The sequence below is a fragment of the uncultured Paraglaciecola sp. genome (genome assembly GCF_937123705.1).
Taxonomy (GTDB): Bacteria; Pseudomonadota; Gammaproteobacteria; order Enterobacterales; family Alteromonadaceae; genus Paraglaciecola.
Map to the genome: position 1 here is coordinate 71,779 of NZ_CAKZKO010000055.1, position 19,947 is coordinate 91,725.

General features: G+C 42.4%; 22 protein-coding genes. 9 read left to right on the plus strand and 13 right to left on the minus strand.

From position 1 onward, the window contains the following. Window positions 1-4: 4 nt before the first annotated feature. Window positions 5-2,185 (minus strand): primosomal protein N', encoded by a 2,181-nt coding sequence (priA, locus tag Q0688_RS09100; RefSeq protein WP_299075032.1) that lies wholly within the window; start codon window positions 2,183-2,185, stop codon window positions 5-7. A 245-nt stretch (window positions 2,186-2,430) separates the two neighbouring features. Between priA and rpmE the strand changes: the two genes are divergently transcribed. The 3 genes from rpmE (at window position 2,431) to Q0688_RS09115 (ending at window position 4,701) form a co-directional block, all read left to right on the plus strand. Further along, a complete protein-coding gene (gene rpmE, locus Q0688_RS09105; protein WP_299075033.1) occupies window positions 2,431-2,643 on the plus strand; it encodes a 50S ribosomal protein L31 in 213 nt (70 codons plus the stop codon). Window positions 2,644-2,911: 268 nt separating this feature from the next. Further along, window positions 2,912-4,159 (plus strand): malic enzyme-like NAD(P)-binding protein, encoded by a 1,248-nt coding sequence (locus Q0688_RS09110; protein ID WP_299075034.1) that lies wholly within the window; start codon window positions 2,912-2,914, stop codon window positions 4,157-4,159. Window positions 4,160-4,386: 227 nt separating this feature from the next. Continuing rightward, window positions 4,387-4,701 carry a DUF3718 domain-containing protein gene (locus tag Q0688_RS09115; protein WP_299075035.1) on the plus strand — a complete coding sequence of 105 codons (315 nt, stop codon included), beginning with the start codon at window positions 4,387-4,389 and terminating at the stop codon, window positions 4,699-4,701. Window positions 4,702-4,765: 64 nt separating this feature from the next. Here the strand turns inward: Q0688_RS09115 and Q0688_RS09120 are convergent, their stop codons facing one another. Next, the gene (locus Q0688_RS09120) at window positions 4,766-5,374 is read right to left on the minus strand and encodes a YigZ family protein (RefSeq protein WP_299075036.1); all 609 of its coding nucleotides are present in this window, start codon (window positions 5,372-5,374) and stop codon (window positions 4,766-4,768) included. Window positions 5,375-5,376: 2 nt separating this feature from the next. Beyond that, window positions 5,377-6,252 (minus strand): multidrug transporter, encoded by an 876-nt coding sequence (locus tag Q0688_RS09125; protein WP_299075037.1) that lies wholly within the window; start codon window positions 6,250-6,252, stop codon window positions 5,377-5,379. A 157-nt stretch (window positions 6,253-6,409) separates the two neighbouring features. On the opposite strand from Q0688_RS09125, the gene Q0688_RS09130 reads away from it, so the two are divergent. Next, window positions 6,410-6,646 carry a toxin gene (locus Q0688_RS09130; protein WP_299075038.1) on the plus strand — a complete coding sequence of 79 codons (237 nt, stop codon included), beginning with the start codon at window positions 6,410-6,412 and terminating at the stop codon, window positions 6,644-6,646. Further along, complete coding sequence (locus Q0688_RS09135) at window positions 6,643-6,948, plus strand: hypothetical protein (protein WP_299075039.1); 306 nt, start codon at window positions 6,643-6,645, stop codon at window positions 6,946-6,948. The genes Q0688_RS09130 and Q0688_RS09135 overlap by 4 nt, the downstream gene beginning before the upstream one ends. Before the next feature lie 184 nt (window positions 6,949-7,132). Here the strand turns inward: Q0688_RS09135 and Q0688_RS09140 are convergent, their stop codons facing one another. Genes Q0688_RS09140 through Q0688_RS09150 form a run of 3 tightly spaced genes read right to left on the minus strand, consistent with a single transcriptional unit; the run spans window position 7,133 to window position 9,097 of the window. After that, a complete protein-coding gene (locus tag Q0688_RS09140; protein WP_299075040.1) occupies window positions 7,133-7,438 on the minus strand; it encodes a nucleotidyltransferase domain-containing protein in 306 nt (101 codons plus the stop codon). A 2-nt stretch (window positions 7,439-7,440) separates the two neighbouring features. Next, window positions 7,441-7,860 (minus strand): nucleotidyltransferase substrate binding protein, encoded by a 420-nt coding sequence (locus tag Q0688_RS09145; RefSeq protein WP_299075041.1) that lies wholly within the window; start codon window positions 7,858-7,860, stop codon window positions 7,441-7,443. A gap of 55 nt (window positions 7,861-7,915) precedes the next feature. Further along, entirely contained in the window at window positions 7,916-9,097 is a 1,182-nt protein-coding gene (locus tag Q0688_RS09150; protein ID WP_299075042.1) for an NAD(P)/FAD-dependent oxidoreductase, read from the minus strand. Between the two features lie 257 nt (window positions 9,098-9,354). Between Q0688_RS09150 and Q0688_RS09155 the strand changes: the two genes are divergently transcribed. Both Q0688_RS09155 and Q0688_RS09160 read left to right on the plus strand, forming a co-directional pair. Then, window positions 9,355-10,281 carry an alpha/beta hydrolase gene (locus Q0688_RS09155; protein WP_299075043.1) on the plus strand — a complete coding sequence of 309 codons (927 nt, stop codon included), beginning with the start codon at window positions 9,355-9,357 and terminating at the stop codon, window positions 10,279-10,281. After that, complete coding sequence (locus Q0688_RS09160) at window positions 10,278-11,429, plus strand: sigma-70 family RNA polymerase sigma factor (RefSeq protein WP_299075044.1); 1,152 nt, start codon at window positions 10,278-10,280, stop codon at window positions 11,427-11,429. The genes Q0688_RS09155 and Q0688_RS09160 overlap by 4 nt, the downstream gene beginning before the upstream one ends. Before the next feature lie 35 nt (window positions 11,430-11,464). Here Q0688_RS09160 and Q0688_RS09165 read toward each other — a convergent pair whose 3' ends face one another. Together Q0688_RS09165 and recG are read right to left on the minus strand one after the other, a co-directional pair. Continuing rightward, complete coding sequence (locus tag Q0688_RS09165) at window positions 11,465-12,253, minus strand: class I SAM-dependent methyltransferase (protein ID WP_299075045.1); 789 nt, start codon at window positions 12,251-12,253, stop codon at window positions 11,465-11,467. Further along, window positions 12,246-14,321: an ATP-dependent DNA helicase RecG gene (recG, locus tag Q0688_RS09170; protein WP_299075046.1), complete on the minus strand. Its 2,076-nt coding sequence runs from the start codon at window positions 14,319-14,321 to the stop codon at window positions 12,246-12,248. Before recG ends, Q0688_RS09165 begins: the two co-directional genes overlap by 8 nt. A gap of 214 nt (window positions 14,322-14,535) precedes the next feature. Here recG and Q0688_RS09175 point away from each other — a divergent pair, with 214 nt between their 5' ends. Next, window positions 14,536-15,012: a nuclear transport factor 2 family protein gene (locus Q0688_RS09175; protein ID WP_299075047.1), complete on the plus strand. Its 477-nt coding sequence runs from the start codon at window positions 14,536-14,538 to the stop codon at window positions 15,010-15,012. 48 nt (window positions 15,013-15,060) lie between these two features. Here Q0688_RS09175 and Q0688_RS09180 read toward each other — a convergent pair whose 3' ends face one another. The 5 genes from Q0688_RS09180 to gmk all read right to left on the minus strand — a co-directional run bounded on the left by Q0688_RS09180 (window position 15,061) and on the right by gmk (window position 19,473). Beyond that, on the minus strand, window positions 15,061-15,693 hold the full coding sequence (locus Q0688_RS09180; RefSeq protein WP_299075048.1) for a peroxiredoxin-like family protein: 633 nt from the start codon (window positions 15,691-15,693) through the stop codon (window positions 15,061-15,063). A 110-nt stretch (window positions 15,694-15,803) separates the two neighbouring features. Then, entirely contained in the window at window positions 15,804-16,190 is a 387-nt protein-coding gene (locus Q0688_RS09185; protein ID WP_299075049.1) for a RidA family protein, read from the minus strand. Window positions 16,191-16,238: 48 nt separating this feature from the next. Next, the gene (spoT, locus tag Q0688_RS09190) at window positions 16,239-18,353 is read right to left on the minus strand and encodes a bifunctional GTP diphosphokinase/guanosine-3',5'-bis pyrophosphate 3'-pyrophosphohydrolase (protein ID WP_299075050.1); all 2,115 of its coding nucleotides are present in this window, start codon (window positions 18,351-18,353) and stop codon (window positions 16,239-16,241) included. 107 nt (window positions 18,354-18,460) lie between these two features. Further along, the gene (gene rpoZ / locus Q0688_RS09195; RefSeq protein ID WP_299075051.1) at window positions 18,461-18,733 is read right to left on the minus strand and encodes a DNA-directed RNA polymerase subunit omega; all 273 of its coding nucleotides are present in this window, start codon (window positions 18,731-18,733) and stop codon (window positions 18,461-18,463) included. A gap of 95 nt (window positions 18,734-18,828) precedes the next feature. Continuing rightward, on the minus strand, window positions 18,829-19,473 hold the full coding sequence (gene gmk, locus Q0688_RS09200) for a guanylate kinase (RefSeq protein WP_299075052.1): 645 nt from the start codon (window positions 19,471-19,473) through the stop codon (window positions 18,829-18,831). Window positions 19,474-19,615: 142 nt separating this feature from the next. Here gmk and cyaY point away from each other — a divergent pair, with 142 nt between their 5' ends. Further along, window positions 19,616-19,933 (plus strand): iron donor protein CyaY, encoded by a 318-nt coding sequence (gene cyaY / locus Q0688_RS09205; protein WP_299075053.1) that lies wholly within the window; start codon window positions 19,616-19,618, stop codon window positions 19,931-19,933. Window positions 19,934-19,947 lie beyond the last annotated feature (14 nt).

Sequence of the window (19,947 nt, forward strand, 5' to 3'; positions counted from 1 at the left end):
CCAATTAACTGAAATCCTGCGGATCAATATCTAACGACCAGCGGATTTTATTCGCTAAGTTCAACCCTTCAATCTGTCTTATATGTTGGCCAATGGCTTTTTGTAAGGTGCTGCGATGAGCACTTTGTAATAACAACTGCATGCGAAATTGACCTTGACGCTTTTCCATTAGGGCAGGGATAGGGCCGATACAATCTAGGTTGTCTACACCATTAAATAGTTGAGCTACTTGTTGTAAAAAGTCAAATGCGTCGCGGGCGCTGATGGCTTGTGCTTTGAATAGTGCCTGAAAAGTAAAGGGTGGTAACTGCGCATGTTGTCTTTCCAATAAGGCGTATTGAGCAAAATGAGCATAGCCGTTATTGATCAAGTCTTGTAATAATGGGTGACCTGGATCGTGAGTTTGTAACCACATTTCTCCAGGTTTTTCTGCTCTACCAGCTCGTCCAGCGAGTTGAGTAATAAGTTGAGCTAGATGCTCGGCGGCACGATAGTCAGCGCTAAACAATGCACCATCAACATCTAAAATAAGCACTAGTGTGACATTAGGAAAGTGGTGTCCTTTAGATAAAATTTGGGTACCAATAAGGATTTGATGTTCGTTATTGTTGATACTGGTGAGCATGTTATCCAGCTTGTTTTTTCCTCTGGCACTATCGCTGTCAATACGAATACTGCTGTATTGTGGAAAATAATTGGCCAGCCCTTGCTCTAACTGTTCAGTGCCCACACCCATAGAAACCAACTCGTTGGAATGACATTGTTGGCAAGCTTTAGGAATGGCCTTAGCACTACCACAATGATGACACTGTAATTTATATAACTGTTTATGCAGGGTAAAAGGTTTGTCGCAGTGTTTACAATGCTCTACAAAACCACATTGATGGCACATTAACGCAGGAGCGTAACCTCGACGGTTAATAAACAACATCACCTGGCTGCCTTGTTGTAGATGCTGATTCATACGATCTAACATGCCTTGAGCTACACCAAACTTTAAGGGTTGCTGACGAATGTCGAAAACATGCTGAGTGGCTAGCGAGGCGTTTCCTGCGCGTTGAGCTAACTTAAGATGTTGATATTTACCGGTTAGTGCATTATTTAAGGTTTCTAAAGCGGGAGTGGCAGAGCCTAATACCAGTGGTATATTCTCTTCACGGGCGCGCATAACGGCTAAGTCTCGAGCGTGATAACGTAAACCGTCTTGTTGTTTATAAGACGCATCATGTTCTTCATCTACTATCAATAAGCCAGGTTTAAGCATGGGGGTAAAAATGGCTGAGCGAGTGCCGATAATAATACCTAACTGAGCATTGGCACTTTGTTGCCAAACTTGCAGGCGTTCAGTGTTATTTAAACCTGAGTGGAGTACTCCTACGTCGATTCCAAAACGATACTTAAATCTATGTACTGTTTGTGGTGTGAGGCCAATTTCGGGTACTAAAATCAATACTTGTTTGCCTTGTTTTAGCACCTGCTCTATGGCTTGCAGGTAGACTTCTGTTTTGCCACTGCCGGTAATGCCATCTAATAAAAAGCAGCCATATTGGTCGAGTTTAGCTTCTATACTACTAATGGCGACAGCTTGCTCAACATTGGCGAAGGGTTTGTCTTGGATCACTAAGTTTTGTTGCCAAGTAGGCGTTTTAGAAGGTGTTTTTTCTATTGCTTCGATTAACGCTTTTTCACTCAATGCTTTAATAGCCGCTGGGCCAAAATCAGACTTGGCTTTGGACTTAAGCAAATCTTCTTTGTGTAATGCCTCTAACGCAGTACGCTGCTTAGGTGCACGAGCTAAACCAGTTAAATCTGTATGCTTACCTTCATCGCTTAATGTCCAGTATTCTAAGGGTTTTACCTGGCTGGATTGACCTTTGCGAAGTGCTACTGGCATGGCTGTTTGAACCACGTCTCCAATAGAGTGTTTGTAATATTGAGCGAGCCAACTGCATAGCTTTATTAGTACTGGGTCAAATATTGGCGAATCGTCTAATACCTTTTCAATGGATTTTAGTTTGCTGATATCCCATTCTGATTTGTCGCTGGTTTCCCACACTACACCTACCATTTCTCGCGGGCCAAAAGGTACAGCAACCCGTATACCGGCAGCCAAGGCTTTTCCCTCATATTGATAATCGAATAGCTGACGCTTAGGAATAGGCAATGCAACACGAATTATGATCATTTAAATCCAACAAGCCCTTAATGAAATATGATTGATACTCTGTTCCTTAGAACACGCATTTTGACATGATAAAGCGATATATGACGGTGGTTTGGGTATAAATTCAACAAAAACCTTGATCGCTTAAGCCTGTTACATTAATATGCGCGCCACTTTGCGGCAAGCCACAAAGCTTTTTAATTTAATTTTCGTATGGTGTTCAACTTCGGGTTGAATAGCGATGCGGCCTGACGAAGAGGTAACCCATGAAACAAGATATCCATCCTGATTATCAAGAAATGACTGCAAACTGTTCTTGCGGAAATGTAATCAAAGTACGTTCTACTTTGAAAAAAGACCTAAACCTAGACGTATGTTCAGCTTGTCACCCTTTCTACACGGGTAAGCAACGTAACGTTGATACTGGTGGTCGTGTTGATAAATTTAACAAACGTTTTGCTGGTCTTAAGAAAAGCTAAAACTGTTTGTGGTCTGAAAAGACATCAAGAAGGCGCTAATATTAGCGCCTTTTTTGTGTCTAAAATTTGCCACAATAATTTGCTGAATGTAATTCTAAGTATGTATTAATTGTATTTATAATGGGAATACAAAAATAGCCCTACTAACTGATGTATCCGGCTAGCAATGCTATGTTACAGTGGTTTTATACATAGTATGGTGAATGATTCTAGTCACGAATCCAACTTGCCTTCGCCACATATAATTTCTAAAAGGACTGACAACATCATGTCTGATTTTCGCCAACAAGCCCTTGATTACCATTCTTCACCCGTACCCGGAAAAATCAGTATTGAGCTCACTAAGCCTGCCGAAAGTGTGACTGATTTGGCCTTAGCATACAGTCCTGGTGTGGCTGAGCCGGTACGCGAAATAGCCAAGGATCCCGATGCAGCTTATCAATATACTGGTAAAGGCAATTTAGTGGCCGTTATTTCTAACGGCACTGCCATTCTGGGTTTAGGCAATTTAGGGCCACTTGCCTCAAAACCTGTCATGGAAGGCAAGGCTTTATTATTTAAGCGCTTCGCGAATATCGATTCAATCGACATTGAAGTGAAACACACTACAAGTGAAGAATTTATCAACACAGTGGCAAATATCGCCGATACATTTGGCGGCATTAATTTAGAAGACATTAAGGCGCCTGAGTGTTTTGAAATTGAACAAGCTCTGATTCAACGTTGTTCTGTGCCAGTTTTTCATGATGATCAACATGGCACCGCCATTGTTACCGCCGCCGGCATGTTGAATGCACTAGAAATCCAAGATAAGAAGATTAGTGAAGCTACTATTGTGTGTTTGGGGGCAGGTGCAGCAGCTACGGCTTGCATGGAGTTGTTGGTAAAATGCGGCGCTAAACGAGAGCGTATTTATATGCTTGATCGTAATGGCGTTATCCATACTCGCCGCGAAGATCTTACGACTCATAAAAAATTATTTGCCAACAATACCGATAAACGAACCCTAGAAGATGCTCTAGAAGGCGCAGATGTATTTGTTGGGGTTTCTGGCCCCAACTTATTGCCGCCCGAAGCACTTAAACTAATGGCCCCTAAGCCCGTTATTTTTGCATGCTCTAACCCTGATCCTGAAATTAAGCCAGAGCTAGCCCATCAAGTACGAGATGACATCATTATGGCGACTGGGCGTTCGGATTATCCTAATCAAGTCAATAACGTGTTGTGTTTCCCGTTTATTTTTCGTGGCGCTTTGGATGTTCGCGCGTCAAAAATCAATGACGAAATGAAAATTGCCGCAGTAGATGCCATTCGTAATATTGCTAAAGAAGAAGTATCTAAAGAAACATTGGCGGCCAGTAATATTGCCAGTCTTAGCTTTGGTAAGGATTATATTATTCCTAAACCTATGGATCCTCGCCTCTTAAAACGCGTAGCCTTAGCGGTGGCTCAAGCAGCGATAGATTCGGGTGTGGCTGCCATAAATGCTCTTCCTACTGGTTATATGCAAGAGTAAATTAGTAGAACAGACAGGTGCTGTGGGCGCTAAATGTAACAAATATTTATAAATGTCGACCAAATGCAGATAATTAAGGTCGATTAATCGCTGCTTTTCTGAATTTTAACGCTTCATCGCATTTCACCGTATATAAGCGGTTTTACTCATTAAATATCAATGTTTCTCTCTATTCTATTGTGGAAATCAGAAATTAAATACCACCACAAAATAGAGAGAAATTTACCATGAAAAAACTAATTATTAGTACAATCATCACTACGGGTATTATTTTAGCAGGAAATGCACAAGCAGGTTTTATAGACCCCGTAAAAGAACAGAAATTGGTAAAAGTATGTGAAGCTATAAAAAGTGACAGTTTAATAAGTTTACATGTGGCAGTAAAAGATAGTGGTGTTGGTTTGACACAACTTGCGAACGGTCTGAAGTGTAACGGCTCAGATCCAGTAAGCTTTGCTATGCAATATGACGCAGCAAGTACGGCGAAATTTATGGCTAAAAAAAGTCGTAAAAATCATCAAGAACTTTTAGCAAAGTTGTAGCTTGAAGTGGGATAATCTACAGATAATGTGAGCTAAGATATTGTCTTTGCTCACATTATATTTTTTACGGAATAAAAACTTCAACATTCCCCGCTGTAAGGTTGACTAACTCCTCTTTAAATTGACTCAATTCGTAGCTTGCAATGGCAATCTCTAGCCTGATTTTTTGCCCATAGCTCACATCTATATTTTCAACATTAAAACGCGCAAGTAAACGAGATATGCCACCATCATAGGTATAGTCATAACTTAAATGCATTTCTGTACGGGATACTTTAGGCTTAGTCGGCAAGTCATCTAGCACCAAAGACACAGCGTCAGAATACGCCCGTTGCAAGCCACCAGTACCTAGTTTAGTGCCGCCAAAGTAACGCACCACCGCCACCACAATATCGCCGTAACCACTGTATTCGAGCACTTTAAGCATAGGCATACCCGCGGTTCCGCTTGGTTCGCCATCATCGCTCATGGAACGAATAGTGGTATTGGGTGCACCTGCAATATAGGCCCAGCATACATGATTGGCTTGTGGGTGTTGGTCCCGGAGTTTGCGAATAAAAGCTTCAGCGTGATCTCTATCGGCGGCATGGCCAGCAAAGCTTAAAAACTTACTACGTTTAACTTCAAGTTCTACTTGCCAATCTTTCGCTGGTACTTGATAACTTTGGGTCATATTTACGCCCACATCACTAATATGGCTGCTATTGCAATCATTAACAAACCTACAATTTCATGGCGTTTTACTTTATTTTTAAGCCAGAAAGTGGCAATTAATATGGTCAGCAACACTTCTACCTGACCTAAGGTTTTAACATAAGCAACTTGTTGCAATGCCATTGCGCTAAACCAACAAATTGAACCAAAACAACTGGTGGCGCTGGTGGCCAACGTCATTTTTCCATGGTGTTTAAGTGCCGTAAAGGTCTCTTGGTTTTTTAGAGCAATATAACTCGTCAGCAATACAGTTTGAATACACAACACCCACAGCAACACCCAAGCTGCACTGTGAGGAAAAGGCACATTTAACAACAGACTTGCTTCGCGCACAAACAAAGAGGTCAACGCAAATGAGGTGCCACAAGCAAAGCCAACCATCACTGTTTTAACACTCAATTGCCCTTTACGACCGCCACCCGACAACACAAAAATAGCCAAAGCGCCAAGCAAAATACCCAGCCAACCTAAACCCGTTAAGTGACTACCAAAAAATATGGTACCCAATACCCCAGCAGCCAAGGCTTCACTTTTAGCCAGCCCTGCACCCACAGCAAAATTTTTCTGCTTAAACAAAATCACCATGAGTGAGGTCGCCACAATCTGCATCACTGCGGCCAGCAACACTAAACAAACAAAAACACCCGAGAAAGTAGGAATAACCTGATTTGAAAAACCATAAAGCAACGCCAAATAAGCCAAAGCAATAGGCGGCGCAAAAATAAAACGCGCTAAGGTCACACCCGAAGTACTCACATGGGCACTCAACTTGCTCTGCAATGCATTGCGAAAGGTCTGCATCACCACCGCGCCCAAAGTAAAGAAAATCCAGCCCACAGCCATACCCTATAGATAAGAAAACCCAATCATACAGCAAAGATCGACAGGCCCTAGTATTAACAAAAAATTCCCCATAGATGACAAAAGGCACACCTACTGCTAATCTTAATTTATGAAACAGATCAATTGGAGTGCAGAGAAAAATCAAACTTTGATGAATGAGAGAGGTATCTCATTTGAAGACATTGTTTTTTCAGTGCAACAACAAGATTTGTTAGATGACTTATGTCATCCAAATAAAGATAAATACCCCAATCAAAGAATGTTTGTTGTAAACGTAGAAGGTTATGTTCATTTAGTGCCATACGTTGAAAACGAACAGGAAATTTTTCTTAAAACGATTATTCCCAGTCGTAACGCGACCAAGAAGTACCTAGGAGGTGAAGCATGAGTAAATTAGAATTAAGTCAAGAAGAGCATGAATTACTTGCTGCGTTTGAGGCTGATGAATTTAACTCTGAATTAACCAAAAAACGTAAATCATATCTGTCAAATGTGGCCGAACAAACCACCAAAAAAGATAAACGCATTAACATCAGAATTTCAACCAGAGATTTAACTGCTTTGCAACGACGCGCCCTAGAAGAAGGCCTACCTTACCAAACCTTGGTTTCTAGTATATTGCACAAATATGTATCAGGTGGTTTACAAGATGTTACTGCTAACAAGTTGGGGAATTCACAGACTCAATAAATGAGTGCTTTATCACCAATGAAAGCCGAAAATCCTATGTTGTGGTTCATTAAGTAGAAAGTATGCGCTGGTGCTTAACTGCGCCCAGCTAGTTTTTGGACTGGCATCTTTACCAAATGACTTGCTTTTTCGCTACAGCACCAAAAAGCACCACTCGAATGAGCGTAGAATTAGATAAATTTGGCTAATCTCCCTTGAAGATAACCTTGCCAACCCGCTCTATGTGTTCAAGCAGTGAGGTGTTTTCGATTTGTGAATAAAGAGACAAGTCAATCTCATAGGGAAGGTCGAGTTGTTCTAATTGCTCCATTATTTTAAATAGTGAAGCCATTTTGAGTGACCTACCTTTTAGGGTGATATCAATATCTGAACCTGGGCGAAAAGTGCCTTTTGCTCTGGAGCCATAAAGAATAGCTTGTTCAACATCTTGATTTTGGGTAAAGATTTCAAGGATGTCATGTAGATTTTTTGCGGTAAGGCCATAACACACAGTTATACCTTCTCAGCTTGTTTATCTAAGGCATTTTTCAATTGGGTAAACTGCGGATGATAATGCTGACATACGTCATTGAAAACGGCTTCAGCGATTTCTAGGTTGTAGGCGTGTGTACTTAATTGTCGGCTTTTTATCATTTGCATCCATATTTCGCCCTGTTCGATCAAACCACGTCCAAAGGCTGTTCGAAACGCGTCACGACTGCCTTGGATATTGTCTTCACCTTGATAGTGATAAAAATCTTTAATCACATTCCACGCGAGTTCATAGGTAAATTCAAAAGCTTGGATTAAACCTAATTTTTCAAGATCAGTAAGAGAACGAGAAGCGGCCAATTCAACTGCATAGGTGAGCCTTGATAATGCTAAGGTGTAATTTTGCAATCGTTGCAACCAACGAATATCTTGATCAACCATTTCAATCTTCACGTTAATAACTAGATATGCGGTTTAGGTTGGATAGGCTTGAGAATCAAACCACCTGCCCAGCCACCCAACCGCTACTCCAAGCCCACTGGAAGTTGAAGCCTCCTAACCAACCCGTTACGTCTACTACTTCACCAATAAAATACAGGCCTTTTACGTCTTTTGCTTCCATGGTTTTGGATGAAAGCTGGTTGGTGTCTACGCCGCCTAATGTGACTTCGGCGGTGCGATAGCCTTCGGTGCCGTTGGGTTTGAGTTGCCATTGGTGAAAGGCAAGGGCGGCTTGTTGTAGTTGTTTGCCTTGGTATTGTTTGAGTGGTTTGTTTTCTATGCCTAAGTAGGGCAGTGCCGCTTGCACATAACGTTTGGGGTAGTGGTTGGCTAGTGCGGTGCTTAGCAAGGCGTCGGGTTGTTTTTGTAGGGCATTTTGTAGTTCGGCGTCTAGGTCGCCATGCGGGAATAGGTCAAATTCTACCCCTTGGCCGGGCTCCCAGAATGAGGAGATTTGTAGCACTGCGGGGCCACTTAAACCTCTGTGGGTAAATAGGATATTTTCGTTAAAGCTAGTGTTATTGCAGCTGGCACTGGCGTCTAGGGATATGCCGCTTAGTTCGGATAACACTTTTTTGTCTTCATCATGCAGAGTAAAAGGCACAAGCCCTGCGCGGGTTGGTTTTACCTGTAGGCCAAATTGTTCGGCCACTTTATAGCCAAACGGGCTGGCGCCGAGTTTTGGCATAGACAAGCCACCTGTCGCTATCACTAAAGACTCACATTGAAAATCACCTTTTGCAGTGTTGAGTGTGTAGCCGTTTTCAATTTTTTCGATAGATAACACTTCGCATTGATTGGTAACGGTAACGCCAGCTTTATTGCATTCTGATAACAGCATTTGAAGGATATCCTTAGCACTGTCGTCGCAGAACAATTGGCCTAGGGTTTTTTCGTGGTAGGCAATGCCGTATTCGGCCACTAAACCAATAAAGTCCCATTGGGTGTAGCGACTTAAGGCTGATTTACAGAAATGGGGATTATCAGATAAAAAGTTTTCATGACTGGCGTACATGTTGGTGAAGTTACAACGACCGCCGCCCGACATCAAAATTTTACCGCCCAAGCGTTTGGCATGATCCAGTACTAAAACATTGCGCCCGCGTTTGCCTGCCTGAGCCGCACAAAATAACCCTGCCGCGCCTGCACCAATAACAATTACATCTAGTTTTTTCAAAGGCATTCCTACTGGCTTGTTCAGGGATATTTTAGCGCTGAATTATAGGGCATAACGCGCTGCTAAATAAGTGTTAATCTGCAATTCGTTGTACTTAACGTTTGCATTGAAATTTATGTCATTACCTAACCCCTTTTGGCTGGTATTTATGCGGTTTGGTATTATCTATTGGCAAGGCAAAAGATTTGTCACACTTTTTTAGGTCGCCGTGTCTTAGTGATGTTGGTTAAAACAATCACTTTAAGAGGCACACAAATATGTTAGTTAAATTTAAATCTCATTCTTTACGTAAAGCGTTATCGATGCTGGTGTTGGTAGGCGGTATTGCTTTTCAAATAGTAAGTAACAGTGCTTTTTCAGAGGAAAAGGCGCTAAATCAAAATCAATTTATAACGCAAGTTTTTGGTTCGGGTAAGCCGGTAATGTTGATCCCAGGATTGATGTCAGATGGGAGTGTGTGGCAGCAACTTGTTAGCGCACTATCTAATAAATACCAAGTACATACTGTCAGTGTGGTAGGTTTTGCTGGCACTCCTTCTATCGACAATCCTTCAATGGACGAGCTTAAACAGCAACTCATAGATTATATTGAAGTCAACAATTTACAGAAGCCAGCCGTTATTGGGCATAGTTTAGGGGGCTTTTTAGGGTTTTGGTTGGCTGCCAGCCACCCCAGCAAGATTGGACCGGTTATTTCAGTCGATGGGCTACCTTTTGTTGGCCCAGTGTTTACCGGTAGCAACGCCAGCACAGTCGAAAGTATGGCAGCACAAGCGCAACAAATGAAAACTATGTATAGCCGCATGTCTCAACAACAACTTGTGGAGCAAGCTAAATATGGGTTATCTATTCAAGCAAGTAGTGATGCAGCCAAGGCCAAAGTTATGAGTATGGTACAAACATCCGATGTAAATACTGTAGGCCAAGCCATTTATCATTTAATGAGTCATGACTTAAGAGCAGATATTGCTAAGATTAAATCTCCGGTTTTATTGTTAGGCGCATCGGGTGGTTTTAGCACAGATACTCAAAAATCAGCGATGCAACAGTTGTACAAACAGCAATTAGCAGCGTTACCTAAGGCACAATTAATAATGAATACTCAATCTCGACATTTCATTATGTTCGACGACCCTTTATGGCTGAACCAGCAAGTGACCAGCTTTTTGAGTGAAAACCTGTGAATACCTTGAATCAAGACGCTCATTTGGCTAACCAACAGCTTCTATTTAAAGACATAGTGTTAGCACAAAATGGCGATCATCAAGCTTTTGCTCGGATAATCGATCAGACTAGAAATCTGGTTTCAAGCATTGCGCTGTCTATAGTGAAAGATCTTGATAGCAGTGAAGACGTCGCCCAACAGGTTTTTATTGGGGCGTGGAACAACCTGTCTGAATTAAAAAAAACCAGCAGTTTTTTGCCTTGGTTAAGACAGATGACACGTTATAAAGCATTGAATTTTTTACGAGATAACAAAGTCTCAAAAAAACTTGAGGGTGAAGAAGCAGACTTAATCCTGTCACAGTTCTGTGATCCAACGCTTGATATGGATAGCCATTTACAGCGTGAACAATCCAATGTTATTTTGCAGAATTTTATCAATCAATTACCCGACGAAAGTCGCGAGATCGTGCTGTTATATTATCGTGAAGAGCAATCTAGCCAACACGTTGCCCATTTGTTAGAGCAAAGCGAAACTAATATTCGCAAAAAGCTGTCTCGGGTCAGGCAATTATTACAGACTCAGATTTTGCAAAAACATGGCCGACTGTTATTAAGTACCGCACCCGCCTTAGGTTTTAGTAGTTTGATATTAGCGGCCATTACCACTAGTACGCCTGCAGCGGCTGCGGCAATAAGTTCAGCAGCCGGAAGTGCAAAATCTGGGTTGATGCATAAGTTAGGTTTGTTGCTCAGTGGTTCATTTATTGGTGCTTTAGTCGCTGTTTTTGCGGTTAGATTGAGTACCATCCCTCTTTTAAAGAAGCTTACTAACCAGCAGTCCATTCAGCAGGTTTTAAATTATCGAAAAACCATGACCTTTTGGATTATCTTTGGCGGAGTGTTATTAGCAATTGGCTATGAATTTACCCAAGGTTGGTGGGGGCCAGTTAGTGCTTATGGCATATTTGCTGCTGGCATCATGTATCAAATGAATACTATGCAAAAACTTATTGCCCGAGAATTTTATTCCCAAGATGACATGGCAAAAAATAAAAGAACCAATCAAAAACTTCAATATTTCTGCGGCTGGTTTGGCAGTGTTTTAGGTGTAGCAACAGGGTTTGCTTGTTTGGTTTTTGACCTTATCTCTGACGGGCGAATGTAAGTATTAATAAACTGAGGGTCGTCTTTAAAATATAGCTAATTGTTTTGAATTAAATACACGTCAAAACGATTGGCTTTGCCTGCCATTTCTATCTGTGGTTTAACACCAGCCAAAAATGGTGCACCGGCAGGGCGTTTTACAACCACACGTTTTTTAGCCAGTGCTAGGGCAGGTTCAAGCAATAAGTCGGCGTCTTCATCTGGGCCGAGTAGTTGTTGAAATAGCCGCATTTCTTTTTTCACGGCGGAGCTTTTTTTACGGTGTGGAAACATAGGGTCGAGATAGACCACATCGGGAATGTGATATTGCCAGTCGGCTAATAGATCTTTGGCTATACCGTGAAATAATTGTAGTTGTTTAGGTAACCATAAAGCGAGATCAGGGTTATTGGCTGCCCGCGTTAGGCCATCTTGAAGTAGCGCGGCGACCACTGCCGAGCGTTCAATCATGTCAACTTTGCAGCCTAAGCTTGCCAATACAAAGGCATCTCGGCCCAGCCCTGCGGTGGCGTCTAATACCTTCAATTTGCTATTGCCTTTTAAGCCAATGGCTTTGGCTATGGCTTCTTTCTTACCGCCACCATGTAAACGTCTAAACGTAAGAGCGTCGGATGCAAAGTCTACCAACACTGCGCCCACTTTGGGTTCGTCTAGTTGGCGAAGTTCAAGATGAGATCTTTGCTGTATCAAAGCCAAGCCAGAATTAATATTCTCTTTATAAGTTAACCCCCATTGAGCCGCGGTTTGTTGAGCCAAGCTTATGAGTTCTTCTGACGCGTCTGGTGCAGCTATCACAGGGATAGGTTGTTTGAGTACCTCAAGCATGGCCAAAGTGCTCTTTGTTGCCTAACCAACGATTAACTATGGCTTGGGCGTTGGCTGGATATTGCTGCCAAAGATGATTAGCAATATTTTGCACTTGAGGAATAAGCTCTGCATCACGAATAAGATCGGCAATTTTTAAGTCGGCTAAACCTGTTTGTTTGGTGCCTAATAATTCCCCTGGTCCGCGAATTTCTAAGTCTTGTTGGGCTATATAAAAACCGTCGTTGGACTCTCTTAGTACCGCCAGTCGTTTGTTAGCGGTTTTAGATAACGGGCTTTGGTACATCAATACGCAGTGACTTTCCACCGAGCCACGACCTACACGGCCCCGCAACTGGTGTAACTGTGCTAACCCTAAACGTTCGGGGTTTTCGATAATCATTAAACTGGCATTAGGCACATCTACGCCTACTTCAATCACAGTGGTGGCCACCAATAAATCTAGCGAGCCCGCTTTAAAGTCGGCCATGATCTGTTGTTTTTCATCTGATTTTAGCCTGCCATGGACTAAACCAACTTTTAGCTCGGGCAATGCGGTGCGTAATAAAATGGCAGTATCTTCCGCCGCTTGGCTTTGCAAAAACTCTGATTCGTCAATTAAGGTGCACACCCAGTAGGTTTGCCGTCCTTGTTCAACACTCACATCGCGCACCCGCGTAATCACTTCATCACGGCGAGAGTCGGGTAATACTACTGTTTTGACGGGAGTTCTGCCTGGCGGTAGCTCATCGATAATTGAGGTATCTAAATCCGCATAGGCAGTCATGGCTAAGGTGCGTGGTATCGGGGTGGCGGTCATCACCAATTGGTGGGGAAATGCCCCTTGGGATTGGCCTTTTTCACGTAGGGCCAAACGTTGATGTACCCCAAAGCGATGTTGTTCGTCCACTATCACTAATGCCAGTGATGAAAACGCTACGGTTTCTTGAAAAATAGCGTGAGTGCCCACCAATATTTTCACTTGATTATTGGCCAATTGATCCAGTACTTCTGCTCTGGCTTTGCCTTTGAGTTTACCTGCCAGCCAACCCACTTTAATGCCAAGTGGTTCAAACCATTGGCGAAAATTGTCGGCGTGTTGTTCGGCCAAAAGCTCGGTAGGTGCCATAAAACCCACTTGATAACCGGCACCAATAGTAGATAACGCCGCCATAGCCGCCACTAAGGTTTTACCCGACCCCACATCGCCTTGAACCAAGCGCATCATGGGTTTATTTTGCTGCATATCCTCTTGAATATCAGCTACCACACGTTGCTGCGCACCCGTGGGTTTAAAAGGCAAATTTTGCAGATACTGATTAAGTAAATCAGCACTAGGTTTGATGGGAAAACTAGCTTGTTGCTGGCTCTGTTGCCGCACTTTTAATACGCTTAAATGATGGGCTAACAGCTCTTCCATAATTAAGCGTTGCTGCGCCGGATATTTGCCTTCTTCAAATAGCGATAACGCTACATTTGGCGGCGGGCGATGCACTAAATGTAAGGCATCCACTAAGGCAATTTGCTGTTGATATAAACCTTCAGGTAGCAGTTCAGCTAGGCCGCCTTTGTTCAATAATTTTAGGGCTTGCTCGGTTAAACTGCGTAAGGTGAGCTGTTTAATGCCTTCTGTGGCAGGATAAACCGGCGTTAGCGATTCTTGCATGGCTTGCGGATTATCGAGATCAACCGACTTATATTCGGGATGCATGATCTCAAAACCATATTTGCCCGCTTTGACTTCACCAAAACAGCGCAGTGTGCTGCCCACTTCTAGATGACTTTTTTGCGCCGCCGAAAAATGGAAAAAACGCAAAGTCACAGTGCCGGTGCCGTCACTGAGCCTGACAACCAACATCCTTTTGCGCCCAAATTGAATGTCGCAAGACATGACTTCGCCTTGAATACTGCTATGTAAGTGGGGCTGCAAATCGGCGATAGGGTAAATGCGGGTGCGATCTTCGTACCTGTGAGGTAGGTGAAATAATAAGTCTTGCACCGACACAATGGCCAGCTTGGCAAGTTTTTCTGCGGCTTTAGCCCCCACGCCTTTTAGTTCTGTGATGGGCATCTGAGCTAAGCCGCGCATAATGCTCTGCACATTTTATTTGGTTGGCTTTTTCGGCTGTGACTGCCAATAGGTGCTGCTAGATGCCAAGAGTTGTTCACAGCGCATTCCGAAGTTGAGAAATTAATTGCGCCTATAATCGAAGAATTGTTTAGCTGAATCAAGTGATTGCTGTTGTATTGGTATCGAAACTAGTAAAGTTTGCCAATTACCTTCGATATTTTGGAAATTTAACATGTTACAACGCTGTAATTGCCTAATTCTCGCTATGCTGCTGCAGTTTTCTGCTTATGCAAGTGACACCCAAAACCTAATTACATCGGTATTGGATAGTTTTCATCAAGCGGCAAGTGATGCTGATCAAAAACAATACTTTGATTTGTTAACAGATAACGCGGTTTTTATTGGTACAGATGCATCTGAACGCTGGGATAAAAAGGCCTTTAAAGCCTTTGCCAAGCCCTATTTTGATAAAGGCCAAGGTTGGACTTATGTGCCTTATAATCGCCACATTACACTTGCTGACTCAGGTGACTTGGCGTGGTTTGATGAAATGCTTGATAGCCAAAGTTACGGTGAGTGCCGAGGAACAGGCGTATTAGTGCTAACTAAAAATGGCTGGAAAATTAGTCAGTATCATTTAACTATCCCCGTGCCAAATGCACTAGCAAAAGACCTAGTGCAACAAATTAAACAACTGTCTAAAAAGTGAATAAACAATAGTGCGAGTCGAAAAATGTCGACTCGCTACGTGTTCTTGCTATAAAGACAACTTGGCAGCTTGATATAACAATTCGGGCGAAATGCGGGTTTTAATATCTGGATTGACATAACTAAACTCAATTTTGCCTTGGGTATTGACGATAAATACCGCGGGAGCGGGCAAAACGGCTTTGCCAGAGGTTTTATCGTTGGTTAAGTTGATGTCCCATTTGGATTTGTACTTACTTCGCGTTTCATCTGCCACATAAAATCCAATACCAAAACCGCTGATGGCCTCTAGATCTGGATCGGCAAGTAAACGCACCGAAAATTTAGTTTGTAACTTTTGAGCTTGTAATTGAGCAGGGGTTTCAGGGGATATGGCTATTATTTGATAGCCTAATTGGTCGAGCTTCCCTTCAATATCCTTTAAACCAGCAAGTTGACGATTACAATAAGGGCACCAACCGCCACGATAGAAGATCAATACTGTTGGTTTTTCCAAGGTCAGGGCTTTTAAGCTAACGGGATCGCCGTCAACGGTTTGCAATTTACTATTGGGAGCCCCTTGCCCAATTAACAAGGGTGTGACGTTTTCTGCCGAGCCCGCTATTTGGGTTCTATCAAGAGCCTTAACGGGTAAAACCGCAAGCAAAACAAAAAGTGCGAATAAAACTTTAAAATGAGTCATAGTTTTCTCAGATGGATGAATACCTAAATTCATAGACCAAAACAATAAAAGTAAACTTTCATCTAACAATAATTTTTGTGCCAATGGGCCGTTGTATTAGCAAGCCATTTTTATTCTGGCAACTCCATAACGCCATCAATTTCAATCTGTACCCCTTTAGGTAAAGCGCTGACTTGTACTGCCGCTCTGGCCGGATAAGGTTGTTTAAAATACTGACTCATGACTTCATTTACTGTGGCAAAATTAGACAAGTCGGTCAGAAAAATATTCACTTTTACCAGATCGTTGGTGGTGCCGCCTGCTGCGTCGCATACTGCTTGGATATTTTTGAAAACTTGTTGCGCTTGTTCCGCAAAACTTTCTGATATAACTAGCATTGTCTCTGGAACTAAAGGAATTTGCCCTGAAAGATAGACAGTAGTACCGCTTTTAATGGCTTGGCTATAGGTGCCAATAGCTTGTGGTGCGTTGTCAGTTTGAATAACAGACTTAGACATATTTAATACCTTTTTTATATACAACAGATGGGTGAATTAAGTTAAACCCTAATTTTGTTTAGCTTGGCTATGCCTAGAAACTCGTTGTACTTCTGGCATGATGCGGATTTTGCGCATCACATTAGCCAGTTGTAGGCGGTTCTTAATGGTCAGCTCAATATCAATAAAGTAAATGTTACTTTCTTTTTCTTCGGTTTGTAATCCAACAATATTTGAACCACAACTTGCCACTGTGTTAGTTAATGTGGCTAAGGTACCTTGATGGTTTACTAACTCAATACGCACAGCTGCGTGAAAGTCGCCATTTACATCGTCACCCCATTGCATTACTAACACGCGGTGGGGTTCTTCTTTACTAAGTTTACGTATATTGCTGCAGCCAGTTTGATGAATAAGCATGCCGCGACCAGGGCTAAGTACCGCCACTATTTCGTCATCAGGAATAGGGTGACAGCAACGTGAATAAGACACCAACAAACCTTCGGTACCACGAATGGCTACTTTGCTTTGCTTATCAGATAGCTGGGTATTTTCACCCAATATTCGTCTGGCTACTATGGCGCTTAACTCGTTGCCTAAGCCAATGTCTGCCAGTAACTCAGTAAAATTTTTGTGTTTGGTTTCTAGCACTACGCGATCGAGATCTTGCTGAGGTATTTCGTCAAGTTTTACGCTGCCTAAGGCATGTCTTAGTAATCGATTGCCCATCATCACTGCTTCTTCTGAGCGTTGCTGCTTTAAATAATGACGAATATGGGATCTTGCTTTAGCGCTTACCACAAAATTTAGCCAGTTAGCATTAGGTTTGGCTCGTGGAGAAGTAATAATTTCAACGGTTTGTCCGTTATCTAAGGGTTTGCTTAGGGAGAACGTACGTCTTTCTATTTTTACCCCAACACAAGAGTTACCCACATCTGTATGTACCGCATAAGCAAAATCTACTGCCGTGGCACCTAAAGGTAATTCAATAATGCGGCCATTGGGGGTGAATACGTATATTTCGTCGGGGAATAAATCGGTTTTTACGTTTTCAACAAATTCTGAGGACGAACTGGCGCTTTGTTGCAATTCTATAAGTGATTGCATCCACTTACGTGCTCGTACTTGTGCTGTGGTGTCGTTTGTCTCATTTGAATCTTTGTACAACCAATGAGCAGCGACTCCTTTGTCGGCCATTTGGTCCATTGCCTGAGTGCGGATCTGAATTTCTACAGGAATGCCGTGAGGGCCAATTAGTGAGGTATGTAGTGACTGATAGCCGTTAGTTCGAGGTATGGCGATATAATCTTTGAAACGGCTCTCGATAGGTTTATACAAACCATGCATAGCCCCTAATGCACGATAGCAATGATCAACTGAGTCGACTATTACTCTAAAGGCATAAATATCCATGACTTCATTGAACATCAACTCTTTGTTTTTCATTTTACGATAAATAGAATACAGGTGTTTTTCTCTGCCTGTGGTTTCGGCATTTATCCCTACTGAGGCTAGACGAGTTTCGACTTCTTTGCGGGTGTTTTCGATTACTTCCTTGCGGTTACCACGAGCTTGTTTAACTGCGGCAGCTAACGCCCGAGAACGCATTGGATACATCGCCTGAAAGCCCAATTCCTCGAGTTCATTTTTAATATCATGAATACCCAAACGATGAGCAATTGGGGCATATATCTCCAGAGTTTCCCGTGCAATTCGGCGACGTTTATCAGGGCGAAGTGCACCTAATGTACGCATATTATGGGTGCGATCAGCTAACTTAATCAAAATGACTCGGATATCTTGCACCATGGCCATCATCATTTTTCTGAGGTTTTCTACTTGGGCTTCTTGGCTATTGCTGAAGTGAATTTTCTCAAGCTTACTCACGCCTTCGACAAGCTCACCTACGGTTTCACCAAAGTGTTCTGTTAAGTCTTCCTTGCTGTAATGCGTGTCTTCTATTACGTCATGTAATAAGGCGGCCATTATGGTTTCATAATCAAGGCGCATGTCGGCCAAAATAGCGGCTACAGCTACGGGGTGAGTAATATAGGGATCGCCGCTGGAACGCATTTGTCCACTGTGGGCGTCTAGGGCCAAAATAAAGGCGCGCTGAGTATCCGCTACTTTGTCAGACGGTAAATAGGCTTCAAGCTTCTGTTTTAAACCCTCAAAAAGATACACACTAAACACTTATGCAAAGAATAATATAGATTAAGAATACGGGGAAATTGGCGGGAAGCCAACGGCTAAACAGTAGATTACTGCTTAGCCGCTAAAAATAGTGCTATTTATTGCTCTTGTAGAATGTTTGCTACAGAAGCAAATTCTGCTTGATCTTGAGCTTGCTGATCACGCAGGTTTTCAGCTTCTAGTGTATCAGAGGTAACTAAACCTTCTTCGATTTCACGTAGCGCAACTACGGTAGGCTTATCTGTGCCAGCTTCTACTAAAGGGTTTTTACCTTCAATAGCAATTTGGCGCGCACGACGAGCAGCCACTAAAACCAAATCAAATCGGTTGCCAATTTTATCTACAGCATCTTCAACTGTTACGCGGGCCATGATGATCTCCGTCGGGTGGTAATATGAAAAAAAAGGTCGCATAGTGTACTGGCTAATGGGCAAGTTTAAAAGCTATTTGAGACATTAATGATCAATTATGATCCTAATAAATTTTCAAACAGCTGCTGGTGGCGAATAATTTGCTTTTCTTTACGTAAACGGCGAGTGGTGACTATGGCATCAAGCTCAGACAAAGCCGCGTCAAAATTATCGTTCACCACAATAAAATCAAACTCGTGGTAATGAGAAATCTCAGACACCGCCTTGACCATACGCTTGGCTATAACCTCGGCCGAATCCTGACCACGCTCATTTAAACGCCTTTCTAATTCAGCTTTTGAGGGGGGCGCAACAAATATGGTTGCGGTATCGGGTATTTGCGCTTTAACCTGCCGCGCACCTTGCCAATCGATATCTAGAAATACATCTATGCCCTGTTGCAAAGTGTGCTCTATGACCACCCGCGAAGTCCCGTAATAATGACCAAATACTTCGGCGTGTTCAAAAAAGGCACCTTGTTCAATCAGTGACTCAAATTCAGCGTGGTCAACAAAATGATAATGCACCCCGTCAGTTTCGCCGGGTCTTGGAGCTCGGGTGGTATGTGACACCGAAACCTGCATCGCATTATTATGTTCATCTGTTGCAGGATGCTTTTCTAATAAGGCGTTGATTAAACTCGACTTACCGGCTCCAGATGGCGCTGCTAAAATAAATAGATTTCCAAGAGTTTGAGGCATTTTTTAGTCTTATACTGATTAATTATGTGTGGTGAGTGAATTGCAATGTTAGCATATTCTCAATCTATGAAATATGCCGTTGTGGAATTCTAACAAAACCGTTACTAAATTCTGCCAAAAACCAATAAAATAGGTAAACAACATGAATGATAGCCTATATCATCAAATGACCGACGACTTGCTAATCGATATTGAAGAAATGTTAGACCAGTGTGAGGTGGATATCGATTATGAGTCTGCCAGCAGTATCTTGACCATGACATTTTTAAACGGTAGCAAAATCATCATCAATAAACAGCCGCCATTACATCAATTGTGGGTAGCCACCAAATATAATGGTCATCATTTTAATTTTCAGAATGAACTATGGATTGATGAACGTACCGATGTCGAGTTTTGGTCATTTTTAGATGAAGCAGTATCTAAACAAGCCGAACAACCAGTCAAACTTAGAAAATAAATCCAACGAGAAAC